The 13,714-nt window shown below is 70.1% G+C and carries 16 protein-coding genes; 6 read left to right on the top strand and 10 right to left on the bottom strand.

All coding sequences use genetic code 11. The features are described from left to right. Positions 1-38: 38 nt before the first annotated feature. Complete coding sequence (locus ASF21_RS08445) at positions 39-1,067, bottom strand: LacI family DNA-binding transcriptional regulator (RefSeq protein ID WP_055769650.1); 1,029 nt, start codon at positions 1,065-1,067, stop codon at positions 39-41. A gap of 170 nt (positions 1,068-1,237) precedes the next feature. Between ASF21_RS08445 and ASF21_RS08440 the strand changes: the two genes are divergently transcribed. The 5 genes from ASF21_RS08440 (at position 1,238) to ASF21_RS08420 (ending at position 5,770) form a co-directional block, all read left to right on the top strand. Further along, positions 1,238-2,551, top strand: a complete 1,314-nt coding sequence (locus tag ASF21_RS08440; RefSeq protein WP_055769648.1) for an ABC transporter substrate-binding protein — start codon at positions 1,238-1,240, stop codon at positions 2,549-2,551. A 5-nt stretch (positions 2,552-2,556) separates the two neighbouring features. After that, positions 2,557-3,534, top strand: coding sequence for a carbohydrate ABC transporter permease (locus ASF21_RS08435; protein ID WP_082471377.1), 978 nt, complete (start codon positions 2,557-2,559; stop codon positions 3,532-3,534). Then, positions 3,531-4,421 carry a carbohydrate ABC transporter permease gene (locus tag ASF21_RS08430; RefSeq protein WP_082471376.1) on the top strand — a complete coding sequence of 297 codons (891 nt, stop codon included), beginning with the start codon at positions 3,531-3,533 and terminating at the stop codon, positions 4,419-4,421. The genes ASF21_RS08435 and ASF21_RS08430 overlap by 4 nt, the downstream gene beginning before the upstream one ends. Then, positions 4,418-5,410 (top strand): glycoside hydrolase family 43 protein, encoded by a 993-nt coding sequence (locus tag ASF21_RS08425; protein WP_235498726.1) that lies wholly within the window; start codon positions 4,418-4,420, stop codon positions 5,408-5,410. The genes ASF21_RS08430 and ASF21_RS08425 overlap by 4 nt, the downstream gene beginning before the upstream one ends. Positions 5,411-5,533: 123 nt before the next feature. After that, entirely contained in the window at positions 5,534-5,770 is a 237-nt protein-coding gene (locus ASF21_RS08420) for a hypothetical protein (protein ID WP_157365816.1), read from the top strand. Between the two features lie 104 nt (positions 5,771-5,874). On the opposite strand, the gene ASF21_RS08415 is transcribed toward ASF21_RS08420, so the two are convergent. The 9 genes from ASF21_RS08415 to ASF21_RS08375 all read right to left on the bottom strand — a co-directional run bounded on the left by ASF21_RS08415 (position 5,875) and on the right by ASF21_RS08375 (position 9,845). After that, positions 5,875-6,144 carry a DUF3253 domain-containing protein gene (locus ASF21_RS08415; RefSeq protein WP_055769644.1) on the bottom strand — a complete coding sequence of 90 codons (270 nt, stop codon included), beginning with the start codon at positions 6,142-6,144 and terminating at the stop codon, positions 5,875-5,877. After that, complete coding sequence (locus ASF21_RS17150; RefSeq protein WP_082471375.1) at positions 6,137-6,616, bottom strand: hypothetical protein; 480 nt, start codon at positions 6,614-6,616, stop codon at positions 6,137-6,139. The genes ASF21_RS08415 and ASF21_RS17150 overlap by 8 nt, the downstream gene beginning before the upstream one ends. Before the next feature lie 7 nt (positions 6,617-6,623). Then, entirely contained in the window at positions 6,624-7,082 is a 459-nt protein-coding gene (locus tag ASF21_RS08405; protein ID WP_055769642.1) for a DUF3817 domain-containing protein, read from the bottom strand. Positions 7,083-7,199: 117 nt separating this feature from the next. Beyond that, positions 7,200-7,394, bottom strand: coding sequence for a CsbD family protein (locus ASF21_RS08400; protein ID WP_055769639.1), 195 nt, complete (start codon positions 7,392-7,394; stop codon positions 7,200-7,202). Between the two features lie 61 nt (positions 7,395-7,455). After that, entirely contained in the window at positions 7,456-8,061 is a 606-nt protein-coding gene (locus ASF21_RS08395; protein WP_055769638.1) for a hypothetical protein, read from the bottom strand. Positions 8,062-8,118: 57 nt separating this feature from the next. Next, the gene (locus ASF21_RS08390; protein WP_055769636.1) at positions 8,119-8,679 is read right to left on the bottom strand and encodes a DUF6286 domain-containing protein; all 561 of its coding nucleotides are present in this window, start codon (positions 8,677-8,679) and stop codon (positions 8,119-8,121) included. Then, positions 8,676-9,095, bottom strand: coding sequence for an Asp23/Gls24 family envelope stress response protein (locus ASF21_RS08385; RefSeq protein WP_055769634.1), 420 nt, complete (start codon positions 9,093-9,095; stop codon positions 8,676-8,678). Before ASF21_RS08385 ends, ASF21_RS08390 begins: the two co-directional genes overlap by 4 nt. A 5-nt stretch (positions 9,096-9,100) precedes the next feature. Continuing rightward, positions 9,101-9,283 carry a DUF2273 domain-containing protein gene (locus ASF21_RS08380; protein ID WP_055769632.1) on the bottom strand — a complete coding sequence of 61 codons (183 nt, stop codon included), beginning with the start codon at positions 9,281-9,283 and terminating at the stop codon, positions 9,101-9,103. An 88-nt stretch (positions 9,284-9,371) separates the two neighbouring features. Beyond that, the gene (locus ASF21_RS08375; RefSeq protein ID WP_055769630.1) at positions 9,372-9,845 is read right to left on the bottom strand and encodes an Asp23/Gls24 family envelope stress response protein; all 474 of its coding nucleotides are present in this window, start codon (positions 9,843-9,845) and stop codon (positions 9,372-9,374) included. A gap of 155 nt (positions 9,846-10,000) precedes the next feature. Between ASF21_RS08375 and ASF21_RS08370 the strand changes: the two genes are divergently transcribed. Further along, the gene (locus tag ASF21_RS08370; protein ID WP_055769627.1) at positions 10,001-13,630 is read left to right on the top strand and encodes a TM0106 family RecB-like putative nuclease; all 3,630 of its coding nucleotides are present in this window, start codon (positions 10,001-10,003) and stop codon (positions 13,628-13,630) included. The last annotated feature ends 84 nt before the right edge of the window (positions 13,631-13,714 follow it).

The raw sequence follows: 13,714 nt of genomic DNA, 5'->3' as shown, positions 1-13,714 counted from the left end.
ATATCCTGCCGCACATTTTCAGCGCTGTAAAGGCAACCTCACGATGACAGGACGGCTGCCGCGAGCGGGGCGCTCTCCCGCACGATCAGCGAGTGGGAGACGATGCGGTGGCGGCCGATGCCCTGGTACCCGTCGATCCGCTCGCCCAGGAGCTGCAGGGCGGTTGCGGCCAGCTCACGCTTGTCCGGGGCGATCGACGTCAGGGTCGGCGTGGCCCAGCGTCCCAGTTCGGTGTCGTCCCAGCCGACGACGGCGACATCCTCCGGCACGCCCACGCCGGCGGTCCGGAGGGCGTAGAGCGCACCCGTGGCGAAGCGGTCGTCACGGCAGACCAGGCCGTCGAAGCCGAGCCCCGCCGCCAGTGCCTCCCGGACCGCGCGGGCGCTCTCCTCGGGCGTGAAGTCGGTGACCGACAGGATCAACCGGGGATCGAGCGGCATGCGCGCGTCGACCAGGCCCTGCTGGTAGCCGAGGAGCCGCTGGTCCGTGGATCCGGTGACGTCGCCCTCGACCACGCCGAGGAAGGCGATCCGCCGCCTGCCCTGCGCCAGCAGGTGCGCCACGCCCTCCTGGGCCGCGACGACGTTGTCGATCATCACGTGGTCCGCGGTGACGGGCATGGTGGACTCACCGAGCAGCACCACCGGGACGTCCCGCTTGAGCCTCGCGACCTCCATCGAGTTCATGCTGACGGGGTGGAAGATGACGCCGTCGACCACCCCGGCCTCGCGGTCGTTCAGCACCGCGCGCTCCGCGGCAGGGTTGCTCAGGGTCTGCTCGACCAGCACCCGGTAGCCGCGTGCGCTCGCCTCCTCGGCGATGTACCGGGAGAGCTCCGAGAAGTAGGGGTGGTCGATCTCGGGGATGGCCAGGGCGATCATGCCGGTCTTCCCCGTCGCCAGGCGCCGCGCGGTGAGATTGGGCTTGTACCCGAGCTCGTCGATGGCCTGCTGGACCTTCCGCCGCATCTCGGGCGTCACGTGGGGGTAGTCGTGGACGACGTTCGACACTGTCTTCATCGATACGCCGGCGACCGCTGCCACATCGGCGAGTCGGACTTTTCTCATCTGCTGCTCCTCGGGCTCACCCCAAGTCTAGGACGGGTGGCAATCCGCCCCGTCGCCTCCGGAACAGGACCGGAAAGGGACTCTGGACAGTTTTTTTACAGCGCTGTAAGCTCGGTCACACGCCGCGCCACTCACTACGCGGCGTGCACGTTTTCAACGAGGAGGACACCATGATCCATACGAAGCGATCCCTGCGCGGGCGCCTGAGGGCTGCAACGGCCATCGGCGCCGTCGCGCTGCTCGGACTGACCGCCTGCGGCGGCTCCGGTGGCGAAGAGGCCGCCAGCGAGTTCACCGGCGAATACACCGGACCCGCGGTGGAACTCTCCTTCTGGAACGGGTTCACGGGCGGCGACGGACCGTTCATGGAACAGATGATCGAGGACTTCAACGCCGAGCACGAGAACATCAAGGTCAGCTCGAACACCATGCAGTGGGCGGACTTCTACCAGCGCCTCCCGGCGGCCGTGACGGCCGGCGAGGGACCGGACGTCGGCGTCATGCACCTCGACCAGCTCTCCACGATGGCCGCGCGCAACGTGATCGTCCCGGTCGACGACCTCGCGGAGACGCTGGAACTGAGCGGCGACGACTTCACCAAGGAGGTCTGGGACGCAGGCGTCTACCAGGACGAGCGCTTCGGCATCCCCCTGGATGTCCACTCCCTGGCCATGTACTACAACACGGAGCACTTCGAGAAGGCCGGAATCACCGAGGCCCCCACCGACGCCGCGTCCTTCGAGGACGCGCTCACCAAGCTCCAGGCCGCCGGCTACGAGAACCCGTTCTGGATGCCGACCCTGTGGCCGAGCCACCTGATGAACCTCTCGCTCCAGTGGCAGTACGGCAACGAACCGTTTGACGCCGAGGCATCCAAGGCCAACTTCGCCTCGCCGGAAGGCCTCGAGGCCATCGACTGGCAGCGGAGCATCGTCGAGGACGGCTACAGCCCCTCGTCCGTGGCGATCGACTCGCAGTACGTCGCGTTCAAGAACGGCGAGACGTCGATCACCTGGGACGGCATCTGGCAGGTCAACGACCTCGACGCGTCCGGCCTGCCGTACGCGGCGGCTCCCATCCCCACCATCGGGGACGAGCAGGCCGTCTGGGCCAACTCGCACAACTTCTTCCTCCCCCGCCAGGCGCAGCCGGACCCGGACAAGCAGAACGCCGCCAAGGTGTTCATCGCGTGGCTGAGCGAGAACTCGGCCGAATGGGCCGGTTCGGGCATGATCCCCGCCCGTGAGTCCGTCCGTGCCGCCGGCGCCCTCGAGGGCCTCCCCCAGGCTCCCATCGCCGAGCAGATCGACTCCATGCGGTTCCTCCCGGCCGTCCCCGGCATCGGGGCCGTGCAGACGGAGACCCTCGAGGTCGCCGTCAGCAAGGCCGTCCTCGGCGAGGAGTCGCCGGAGGACGCCATGACCGAGGCAGCGGACAACGCCTCGAAGCTCATGGAAGAGAACAAAGCGTCGTTCGGGGAGTAAGCACCATGACCACGCTGAGGGAACGAGAAGGGGGTGCCCCCGCACGCAAGGGGGCACCCCGCCCGTCGGGGACGGCGTCGCCGTCCCGTGAGATCCGCAAGCAGGCGGCAGCCACGCCCTGGCTCTTCCTGGCCCCGTACCTGGTCCTGTTCATCGCCTTCGTGCTCGTCCCGATCGTCTTCGGCGCCTGGATCAGCCTGCACACCTGGGACTACACGCGCCCGCTCAAGCCCTTCGTCGGCCTCGAGAACTATGCCGAGCTCTTCCGGTCCGGCAGCGGGCAGTTCACCAACTTCTGGGGATCGGTGCGCGCCACCGGCATCTTCACCCTGTTCAGCGTGCCGCTCCTGCTCACCATCCCGCTCGCCGTGGCACTGCTCATGGCGAAGAAGTTCCCGGGCCGCAACTTCTTCCGCGCCATCTACTTCGCGCCCTACGTCCTGGGCGTCGCCGTCGTCGCCGTGATGTGGCGCTACCTGCTCGACAACAACATCGGCCTCGTCAACTACTACCTCGGCCTGATCGGCCTGCCGGACGACATCGCCTGGACCACCTCCACCCCGGCCGCCTGGGTGGCCCTCGTCGGGGTGACCGTGTGGTGGACCCTCGGCTTCAATGCCGTCATCTACCTGGCCGGCCTGCAGGACATCCCCTCGGAGCTCTACGAGGCCGCCCGCATGGACGGGGCCAGTCCGTGGCAGCAGTTCGTCAATGTGACGCTGCCAGGACTCCGGCCGGTGCTGTCCTTCGTGACCCTCACCACGCTGATCGCGTCGGTGAACATGTTCGGGCAGTCCTACCTGATCACCCAGGGCGGCCCGGGCAGGGAGACCCGCACCGCGATCTACCAGATCGCGGACACGGGCCTCCGTAACTTCCAGATGGGCAGCGCAGCCGCCATGAGCTACGTCCTGACCCTCTTCCTCATCTGCCTGAGCCTCGTGGTCTTCTGGCTGTTCCGCGAACGGAAGGACGCCCGATGAGCTCGAGTGTCGAGACACGCACCCCCCGGGGGGCCGGCCCTGCGGAGAAGCCGCAGCGCAGGCTCCAGCCCCGGACCGTCCTGAAGATCGTCCTCCTCGCGCTGGTGGCGCTGATCTTCGTCAGCCCGCTCATCTTCATGATCGTGACGTCGTTCAAGACGCGGAGCGAGGCGACAGCGATCCCGCCGTCGTGGATCCCGAATCCCTTCTCGCTCGACGCGTACAAGGAGATCCTCGCGCCAGGGACCAACACGCCGGTCCTGCGGTGGTTCGCGAACAGCATGCTGGCCGCGATCATCCACTCCGCGCTCGTCGTGGTCACCGCGTCGCTGGCCGCGTACCCGCTGGCACGGATGAACTTCCGCGGGAAGAAGATCGTCTTCGCGGTCATCGTCGCCACCCTGCTGGTCCCCCCGGTGATCCTGGTCATCCCGAACTACCTGCTCGTCAGCGAACTCGGCTGGCTGAACTCGCTGATCGCGATCATCGTACCCACGGCGGCCTCGGCGTTCGGTGTGTTCTTCATGCGGCAGTTCTTCATCTCGCTGCCGGACGACCTGGAGGAGGCGGCGCGGATCGACGGCGCCAACCGCTTCCAGATGTTCACCCGGATCATCCTGCCGCTCGCCAAGCCCGCCATGGCGACGCTCGCACTGCTGGCCTTCCTGGGCAACTGGAACGACTTCCTGTGGCCCGTCTACGTGCTCTTCACACCCGAGGTGCAGACGCTGCCCCCCGGCCTGTCGACGCTGCAGTCGGCGAACGCGGTCCGGTACGACCTCCTCATGGCCGGTGCCGTGATCGCCAGCCTTCCCGTCCTCGCGCTCTTCGTGTTCCTCCAGCGCTTCATCATCGAGGGCGTCTCACGGTCCGGGGTCAAGGGGTGATCCCTCCGCTCCTGCGCCGGGTCCTCGGCCTGCTGGCGGTCGGTGCGCTCGCCGCAGCGACCGCCGGCTGCTCGCCGTCGGACACTCCCGACGACGCCGCCCCGACCGAGGAGGCGAACCCCACCCGGGTTCTCGACGAGGAGTTCGCGGACCCGGACATCCTCGAGGTGGACGGCGTCTATTACGCGTACGCCTCCGCCGGCAACCGGAAGAACGTCCAGGTCGCGACATCGACCGACCTCCTCGAGTGGGAGATGCTCGACGACGACGCCCTGCCGGAGCTGCCGTCCTGGACCATCCCGGGCAAGACCTGGGCGCCCGAGGTGACCGAGGTGGCGGACGGGCAGTTCGTCCTGTACTTCACCACGACGAACTTCGAGCCCGCCCTCCAGTGCATCGGCGTGGCGACGTCCACCGATCCGGCGGGACCCTTCACGGTGGCCGGTGACCGGATGCTGGTGTGCCCGGAGGACGAGGGCGGCGCGATCGACGCCAGCACGTTCGCCACGGACACCGGCCTGAATCTCGTCTGGAAGAACGACGGCAACTGCTGCGACAAGGACACCTGGATCCAGACGGCACCGCTCTCGGCCGACGGCCTGGCGCTGGCAGGACCGACCACGAAGCTCGTCAAGCAGACCCTGGACTGGGAGGGCCTGCTGGTCGAGGCGCCGACCGTGGTCCCGCGCGACGACGGCTTCGCCCTCCTGTACTCCAGCAACTTCTACGGGGACAGCTCGTACAACGTGGGGTATGCAACCGCCCCGGCACTGGAAGGCCCGTGGGAGAAGTCCCCCGAGCCCATCCTCTCCTCCGACTCGTTCGGCGGGGACCGCTACATCGGGCCGGGCGGGCAGGACCTCGCGACGGCACCCGACGGCACCACCTACCTGCTCTTCCACAGCTGGGACGCCGCGGTCACCTACCGGTCGATGCACGCCGAACCCGTCGAGTGGCAGGGCTCCGACCTGCAGTTCACGCAGGAGTGACACGGGCGATCCGGGTGGTGTCACGGCATGCACCGGGTCCGCCGGCCGCTGTGCCACGCGGCCGGCCCGCGTCAGGATGAGGACCGGGGGCGCACCCCGGGTTGCACGGCCGAGACCGATTCGGTGGGGACGGCGCCGGCTGCGACGGACCTCCCCCTGGGCGCCACCTCCCCCGCGCTCTGCGGAACCCTGGCCAGGACCCAGATGGGCGCCATGCTGTCCGGCGGCGCGGATACCGGCGTGGCCGGGGAGGCCTCGTCGAACACCACCGGCATGATCGCCCTGGGCGGCGGACTGGTCCTCGTGGCCGCGGCGGGCGGAACCTACGCCGTCCGCCGGAGCACGGCGAAGGCCTCGTAGCCGCATTTCGGCAGGGTGGCGGGAAGCCGCCGTCGGCGCCTACCGGTGCCGACGGCGGCTTCCGTACGTCCCGGCCGTCCCGCCGAGCGCCCGCCCGGGAAGGGTCACGCCGATCCGGGCGGGCCGACCCAGCGGATCCGGATGGGACCGCGGGCATCGCGGTCCACGCCCTCGCCGTGCTGCGTGACCTCCACCCGCCCCTCCGCGGCCAGGTCGAAGGCCAGCCGGCGGGCGGCCGGCATGAGGTCCCGCCACGTCCCGCCGTCGATACTCCGCGCCGCGTCCGACGGGCACAGCGTCTTCTCCGGCCCGCGCTGCTCCGCGATGCGGAGGATCTCCGCCCGAAGCTCGCTCTCGGACGGGTGATCAGGCATGCCCGGGATGTTGCGGGGCCGAACCGCCGTCGCGCTTCCCGGTCCGGCCCTGTGCGCGGCCCGGCTGCTTCGGAGGCTCGGCCCGCTCCGGGTGCTCACTGTGGTTCGACTGCTGGGCCCGATCCGCGCGATCCACCCGGTCGGCCGGCTCGGGCCGTTTCGGGTGCAGGGCATCGAGTTCCTCGAGGGCGGCGGTCCAGCGGGCCTCGCGCTCGGCCGCGGTCTGGTCCCACCAGGCGGTCCCGCGTTCGCCGAGTCCCTCCTTCGCGAGCTGCACGGTCCGCCGCGCGCGCGGCAGTGCTGCGCCGTCGTCACCCTTGGCACTGGTGCGGACGCCCGAGCGGCCGCGGCCGAGGTGGGACATCAGCCGGGCCCGCACATCCGCGGGAAGGGTGGGATCGGTCTTCCGCCAGCGCCGCCCGCTGTGGAGGAAGAAGCGTTCGTCGTCGGTGGTGTCCGCGAGATCCAGCATGCCCGCCTCAGCTCGACGAACCGGGCGGGCCGACGAGCAGCAGGACGGTGAAGACGACCGAGATCCCGACGATCGCGACGAGCAGGGCCACGATCGGGCTCCGCAGCACCCAGGCCTGCACCTGCTCCGCGGGATTCCGGGGTGCCTCGGCACCCGGGGCCAGGCGCCACCCACCGCCCAGCCGGCCGCGGCGTTCGATCCACCGCTCGAAGGGGACGGTCGCGAAGGGGACGATCGCGGAAGCGAGGCCGAGCAGGCCCGTCATCACCGACCAGCGCTGGTTGATCCAGATGAAGACCGTGGTCACCACGAAGCAGAGGAACACGAAGCCGTGGACGGCACCCGCGGGTGGCACGAGGGCCTCCGTGGTGCGCGTGACGTACTTGAGGAACATGCCCAGCAGGAGGAAGGCCCAGGTCACCGCCTCGGCCACGGCGACGATACGGAAGAGCGTGCGGGGATTCATGGTCTGCTCCTGGTTCAGGTGGGTACAGCCAATTCTTCCATCCCGCCCCGTCCGTGCCCGACGCCGGACACGGAGAAGCCCCGGAGCCGTCCACTCCGGGGCTTCAGCCGAACAGGATCAGGACTTGAAGGCGTCCTTGACGTTCGTCGCGGCGTCCTTCACGTTCTCGCCGGCCTGCTTGGTCGTCGCCGACGCCTGGTCCGCCTGGCCCTCGGCCTTCAGATCGTGGTTGTCGGTGGCGTCGCCCACGGCCTCCTTGGCCTTGCCCGACAGTTCCTCGGCCTTGTTCTTCGCCTTGTCGATGAAGCTCATGTGCGTGTCCTTCCGCTGGGTTGCTGGTGTTCTCCGATCCCGGGAAATCCCGGAACGGGCGTTACTGCGTAACGTTCCTGGTCCTCGACGTCGAGGTGCTGACGTCGACGATGATGGCGACGGTCCGGGGCATCGCCTCGAGCGATCCGGCGAGGCGTTCCACCGCGCCACCGCGGATGGAACGTACCGTGTCGCCGATGGACGCACGGTGGTCCACCGTGGTGCGGATGGTGACGTCCGGCGCGGTGGAACTCCCCCGCAGCACGCTCCGCGACTTCTCCACGCCCGGCAGGCGCTCGATGTCCGCGTTGAGTGCTCCCTCGAGGACGGCCGGGTTGATCGTGACGAGCCCGTTGTCCTCGGCTCCGTGGAGCCGGTAGGTCCGGGTCCGACGACGCCTGGGGACCTGCGCCGCGAGCCAGGCCAGCCCCAGGAGGGCCAGCAGGACGCCGACGCCGGCGGCGCCACCGAGGACGGCGGGTGCCGCGGCGGTCGCCGCAGGGTCGACGGCGAGCAGTGGTGTCCCGTTCTCGGGAGCGGCCGCGCCGGGGATCACGGTGTCGAGGAGTCCTGCGGTGGCCACGACGAGTGCGGCGGCACCGAGCAGGAGCAGCACACCGATGATGGCGAGCCAGGATCGGTTGAGTGCGGCGGGTGACTGCCTCATGGCCGTGTCCTTTCCGAAGCGGTGGGTAGGGTGCGCAGATGCAGGTCGGTCGTCGGGTCAGTCATCGTGCTCCGTCCGGATGCTCGTTCGGACCCGCGGAGCGGATTCCAGACCCAGGTCGTCTACTGAAGACTGGACGGCGTTCCTGACCGTTTGCTGAAGATCACCTGTGGACAGGAGATAGGTCGTGACGGACAGCTTCAGCCGGGAGCCCCGGAGACTGCCCTTGGCCGACGAGACGCCATCGATCTGCTCCGCCCGTGCGGCGGCGAAACGCTCCACCGCCGATCGGCTGAGTACCGTCGTCGTCCCTTCGGGTCCACCCCATGTGGATCCGGCCGTCAGGAGCGTGCGTCGCCCGGGCACCAGGGCCGCGAACAGCAGCACCAGCCCGAGGACCGCCAACACCGCGACGGTTGCGTAGAGGGCGGGCGAGCCCCAGGCGAGACCGGAACCCGCCGCGAGCGAGCCCTCGGCGAGGGTGGTGTCACCGGTCAGTCCCGCGATACCGGCCCACGCGAGCGCGGCCCCGCCGAGGACCAGGACCAGCGCCGTGACGGTGGCCGGGACGGTACGGCTGGGGCGGCGCCTCAGCGTCCGGGTGGGTGTGCTGCTCATTCGAGGCTCCTTCCCCTACCGGCCGTGCCGGTCTCGAGGGAGACGATGGTGACGTCGATACGGCCCACGTGGACCGCCGTCGTGCGCTCAAGGACCTCCGTGACGTGACTGCGCAGCTGCTCGGTACCCGCACGCAGCGGCGTGGGGTAGAGCATCGCGACGGTCAGCGAGACGAAGGCCGTGGTCCCGTCGAGGTCGACCTCGGCCTGCGGGCGGGCGTCGAGGTCGCCGGAGGCGCCGAGGCCGAGCAGTCCTCCGCTCCGTCCGCCGATGAACGGCAGTTCGGAGGCGGCCTGTCCGGCGATCTTCCGCAGGACCTTCTCCTTGGTGACGAGGGTGCCCCTCGTGGCGGGGTCGCCGTGCGTGCTTCCGGCAGGGTCGAGGACACCGGGCGCAGGGCCCGCGAGCGTACTCATGGCGCTCAGCCCTTCGAGCTGCGGCGGCTCAGCAGGTCCTGGACGTCGAGCCTGCCCTCGAGGTAACGGCCGATGAGCAGGCCCACCGCCGCGAAGAAGACAACGGCGATGAACTGGAGGAAACCGCCGAAGACGGCGACGATCCCCAGCAGGAGACCTGCGAATAATCCGATGGTGCTGCGCGACATGATGCTGTCCTGTCTGGTGGGCGGAGGGGGGTGTCGGTCCGTGCACCGTGCGGCGGGTACTCCCGCCGCACGGTCGGAGCCGCAGGTGCTACTCGAGTTCGGTGCCGCTCTTGGACGAGTCGTCCTCGTCGTCGTCACCCGGCAGGTGCACGTCGGTGACGTTCACGTTGACCTCGAGGACCTCGAGCCCCGTGGCGCGCTCCACCGAGTTGACGACGTTGCGACGGATGTTCTCGCTGACCTCGACGATCGAGCTGCCGTACTCCACGACGATGCTCACGTCGATCGCGGCCTGGCGCTCGCCCTTCTCGACGCTCACTCCGCCGCTGACGTTCGTCTGCGAGCCGGGGATGCGCTCGGTGATCTGGTTGAAGGCGCGGCGGGCTGCATTGCCCATCGCGAAGACGCCGGGCACCTCGCGGGTGGCGACACCGGCGAGCTTCTGCACGACGGTCTCGGCGATGGTGGTGCTGCCCTTGTCGGTCTGCAGGGGGCCCTTGCGGACGGGCGCTGCGGACTCGGAGCCGGTGGTGGACTTCTGGGCGGTAGCGGTCTCGACCATGATGCGTATCCTTTACTGTCGTTGCGTTCAGCTGCGTCGTACACAGGTAAGTCGTCCCGTCCACCGCAATCCGCACGCACCAGTTCCGAGACCTGCGTCACAGAAGGTCGGAGGTGCGTGATCCACTGGCCGCTCCCGACGAAAGGACCTGGCGCATGTTCCTGCTCGACGCCGACGGCAGCTCCGACCGGCGGGACCTGGTGTTCTCGGCGACGGACCTCGTCACCGCCTCGGAGTGCGGCTACCGCCTGCTGCGCGTCCTCGACGAGAAGCTGGGGCGCGCCCCGCGGGCCTCCTTCGCCCCGGACGGGATGCTGCAGCGGGCCGCCGTCCTCGGCGACGTCCACGAGCACAGGATCCTCGACGAGCTCGTGGCCGACCACGGCATCTGGTCGCCGGGTAATCCGCGGGGCGTGTACGACGTCGAACCTGCGGACTCGATGGATCGCGCCACCCTCACGGCCAAGCACGAGGAGTCCCTGACCGCCCTCGGCTCAGGGGCGTCGGTGGTGTTCCAGGCGGCGTTCTTCGACGGCACGTTCCACGGCCGCTCCGATTTCCTGGTGCGCCAGGCGGACGGAGCGTACGCGGTCTGGGACACGAAGCTCGCCCGGCACGCGAAGGTGGGAGCGCTGCTGCAGCTCGCCGCCTACGGGGACCAGCTGCAGGCAGCCGGCATCCCGACGTCGCCGGAGGTGACACTCGTGCTCGGTGACCGGTCGAGGAGCACCCACAGCCTCACGGACCTGCTGCCCGTCTTCCGGGAGCGCCGGGCGCGCTTCCTCGACCTCGTCGAGGCGCACCGCAGCGGGTCCGCGCCGGTGGCATGGGGCGACGGCGGGCACTCGGCCTGCGGTCGGTGCGACTACTGCGCCGAGCAGGTGGTCGCCGCGCGGGACCTGCTGCTCGTCGCCTCGATGACCGGCGACCGCCGGGCGCGGCTCCGGGGTGAGGGCATCACCACGATCGACCAGCTGGCGGCGATGCCCGCGAGACCGGACGACGCGTCCCTCACCCGGCTGCGGGACCAGGCACGGCTGCAGACCGGTGTGGGAGCCGTGGACGGCAGCGTCTCCTCCAGGGACGCTGAGGGGACGGAGCACTCCGTCTCCTACCGGATCCTGCCGGAGCACACCCTTGCCGCCCTCCCCGCGCCCAGCCCCGGGGACATCTTCTTCGACGTCGAGGGCGATCCCCTGTGGCAGGACCCGGCGGACGGGCGGTGGGGCCTCGAGTACCTGTTCGGCGTCGTCGAGCAGCCCGCCGCCGGGCCGGGCGCCTCCGCCGAACCACCCTTCCGGCCCTTCTGGGCCCACTCCCGGGCCGAGGAACGTACCGCCCTGATGCAGTTCCTCGACTACGTGGACGAGCGGCGCCGGCAGTATCCCGACCTGCACATCTACCACTACGCCGCCTATGAGAAGAGCGCCCTGCGCCGGCTCTCGCTCCAGCACATCATCGGTGAGGACGCCGTGGACACGCTGCTGCGCGAGGGGGTCCTGGTGGATCTCTACGAGACCGTGCGGCACAGCCTCCGGATCTCCGAGCGGTCCTACAGCATCAAGAAGCTCGAACCCCTGTACATGGGGTCCACCCTCCGCGCGGGGGACGTGACGGACGCGGGCGCCTCCGTGGTCGCCTACGCCGCCTACTGCACCGCGCGCGACGCCGGTGACGCCGAGGAGGCTGCGGCGATCCTCGAGGACATCAGCGACTACAACCGCTACGACTGCCTCTCCACGCTGAAGCTGCGGGACTGGCTCCTCGGGCTCGCACCCGAGTCCGAGGAGGCGTCGCGGTCCGCGTCCGGTGCTGGTCCGGATTCACCCGGGATGGACCCCGCCGGCGGCAGCAGCACCGATGCTGCTGCCGATGCCGTTCCCCAGGCTCCACCCGAGGCCGAGGAGACGCAGCTCCAGGACTATCTCGCGGGCCTGACTCCGGCCGCTGCCATGGAGCCCGGTCCGCGTGCGGTGGCCCTGGTCGCCGCCGCCGTCGGCTATCACCGGCGTGAGCGGAAGCAGTTCTGGTGGGCCCACTTCGACCGCCTCGGAGCACCGACCTCGGAGTGGGAGCAGTCCAGGGAGGTGATGCCCTTCCGCACCGTCGACGTGATCAGCGACTGGGAGAAGCCCACGGCCCGGTCCAACCCCGTGCGCACCCTGTCGGTCACCGCACGGCTCGAGGCGGGCGCGGACTTCCGGGCCGGGGGCTCGTACTTCACCCTCTACGACGCCCCAGTCCCCGAGGACGCCGACAGCACGGACAGCACTGGTCCCGGCCGTGGCGGGTGGTTCGGGGTCGAGGTGGTGGACCTCGCCGAGGACGGAACCGGCCTGACCACGGCTACCGTCCGGGAGAAACTGAGGCGCGGTGCACCGGAGCGCAGTGAGCTGCCGGTGGCACTGGCACCGGACCAGCCGATCATGACCGGGTCCATCCAGGCAGCTCTGCTCGACCTGGCCGCCCACGTGGGCCGCGCCCTGCCCGACATCCCCGCCGGACCCGCCCTGGACCTTCTGCGTCGCGTGCCGCCCCGGCTCCTCGACGGCGGCGCTCTGCCCGCCGTCCGCCCCGGGGACGGCGGGTACGCCGAGGCGATCACGGCTGCCCTGCTGCGCCTGTCGGAGTCCTACCTCGCCGTCCAGGGGCCGCCCGGGACGGGCAAGACGCATGTCGGTGCGGACGTGCTCTCCCGGCTGGTGGCGGACGGCTGGAAGATCGGCGTCGTCGCGCAGTCCCATGCGGTCGTCGAGAACCTGCTCTGCCGCGCCGTCGACGCCGGCGTCCCGCCCGGGCGTGTGGCGAAGAAGCCGAAGGACATGGATGCCGACCTCCCGTGGGGGCAGCGCTCGGACACGGACGTGGCACGCCTGGTGTCCGGTGACGGCGGGTGCCTCATCGGGGGGACGGCCTGGACCATGACCGGGAAGAATGTGCCGCCCGGATCGCTCGATCTCCTCGTCATCGACGAGGCCGGGCAGTTCTCGCTGGCGAACACGATGGCGGTCGCGCAGGCAGCCCGGCGGCTGCTGCTCCTCGGGGATCCGCAGCAGCTTCCGCAGGTCACCCAGGGAACCCACCCCGAGCCGGTCGACGAATCGGCACTCGGCTGGCTCTCCGACGGACACGCCACCCTGCCCGCCGATCTCGGCTACTTCCTCGCGGACACCTGGCGGATGCACCCGGCTCTGTGCCGTGCGGTCTCCACCTTCGCCTACGAGGGCCGGCTCTCCACGGCGCCGGCGGCGCGGTCGCGGCTGCTCGGCGGTGTGGCGCCGGGAGTCGGGTGTGTACTGGTCGAGCACACGGATCATGCGACGTCCTCCCCCGAGGAGGCGGCGGAGGTCGTCCGTCAGGTCGAGCTGCACCTCGGCCTGCCGTGGGTCGCTGACGCCGGGGCACCGGCCCGGCCGGTGGGCCAGGCAGACCTCCTGGTGGTCGCCGCCTACAACGCACAGGTGCAGCTCGTCCACGGGGCGCTGGCCGCTGCCGGGTACCCGCGGGTGAGGGTGGGGACGGTGGATCGGTTCCAGGGTCAGCAGGCCGTGGTGGTGATCGTCAGCATGGCCGCGTCCTCCGCCGCCGAGGCACCGCGGGGCATCGGTTTCCTGCTGAACCGGAACAGGATCAACGTGGCGGTCTCGCGCGGACAGTGGCGAGCCGTGATCGTGCGCTCACCCCGGCTGACCCACCATATGCCCTCGACCCCCGCCGCCCTGGAGGAGCTCGGTGCGTTCATCGGCCTGTGCGACGGAGCGGCCGGACCCGCGGATCGACGGTAGGTCGCCACGACCGGCGGTCGACGGAGAGGGCGTTAACGAAGAAGCAGGCCGGACCGGGGTCCGACCTGCTTCTCGCGAAAAGAT

The organism is Arthrobacter sp. Leaf234 (genome assembly GCF_001422665.1).
Classification (GTDB): Bacteria; Actinomycetota; Actinomycetes; order Actinomycetales; family Micrococcaceae; genus Arthrobacter_D.
The sequence above is the reverse complement of the archived record's forward strand: the minus strand, read 5'-3'. Positions and strand labels throughout refer to the sequence as shown.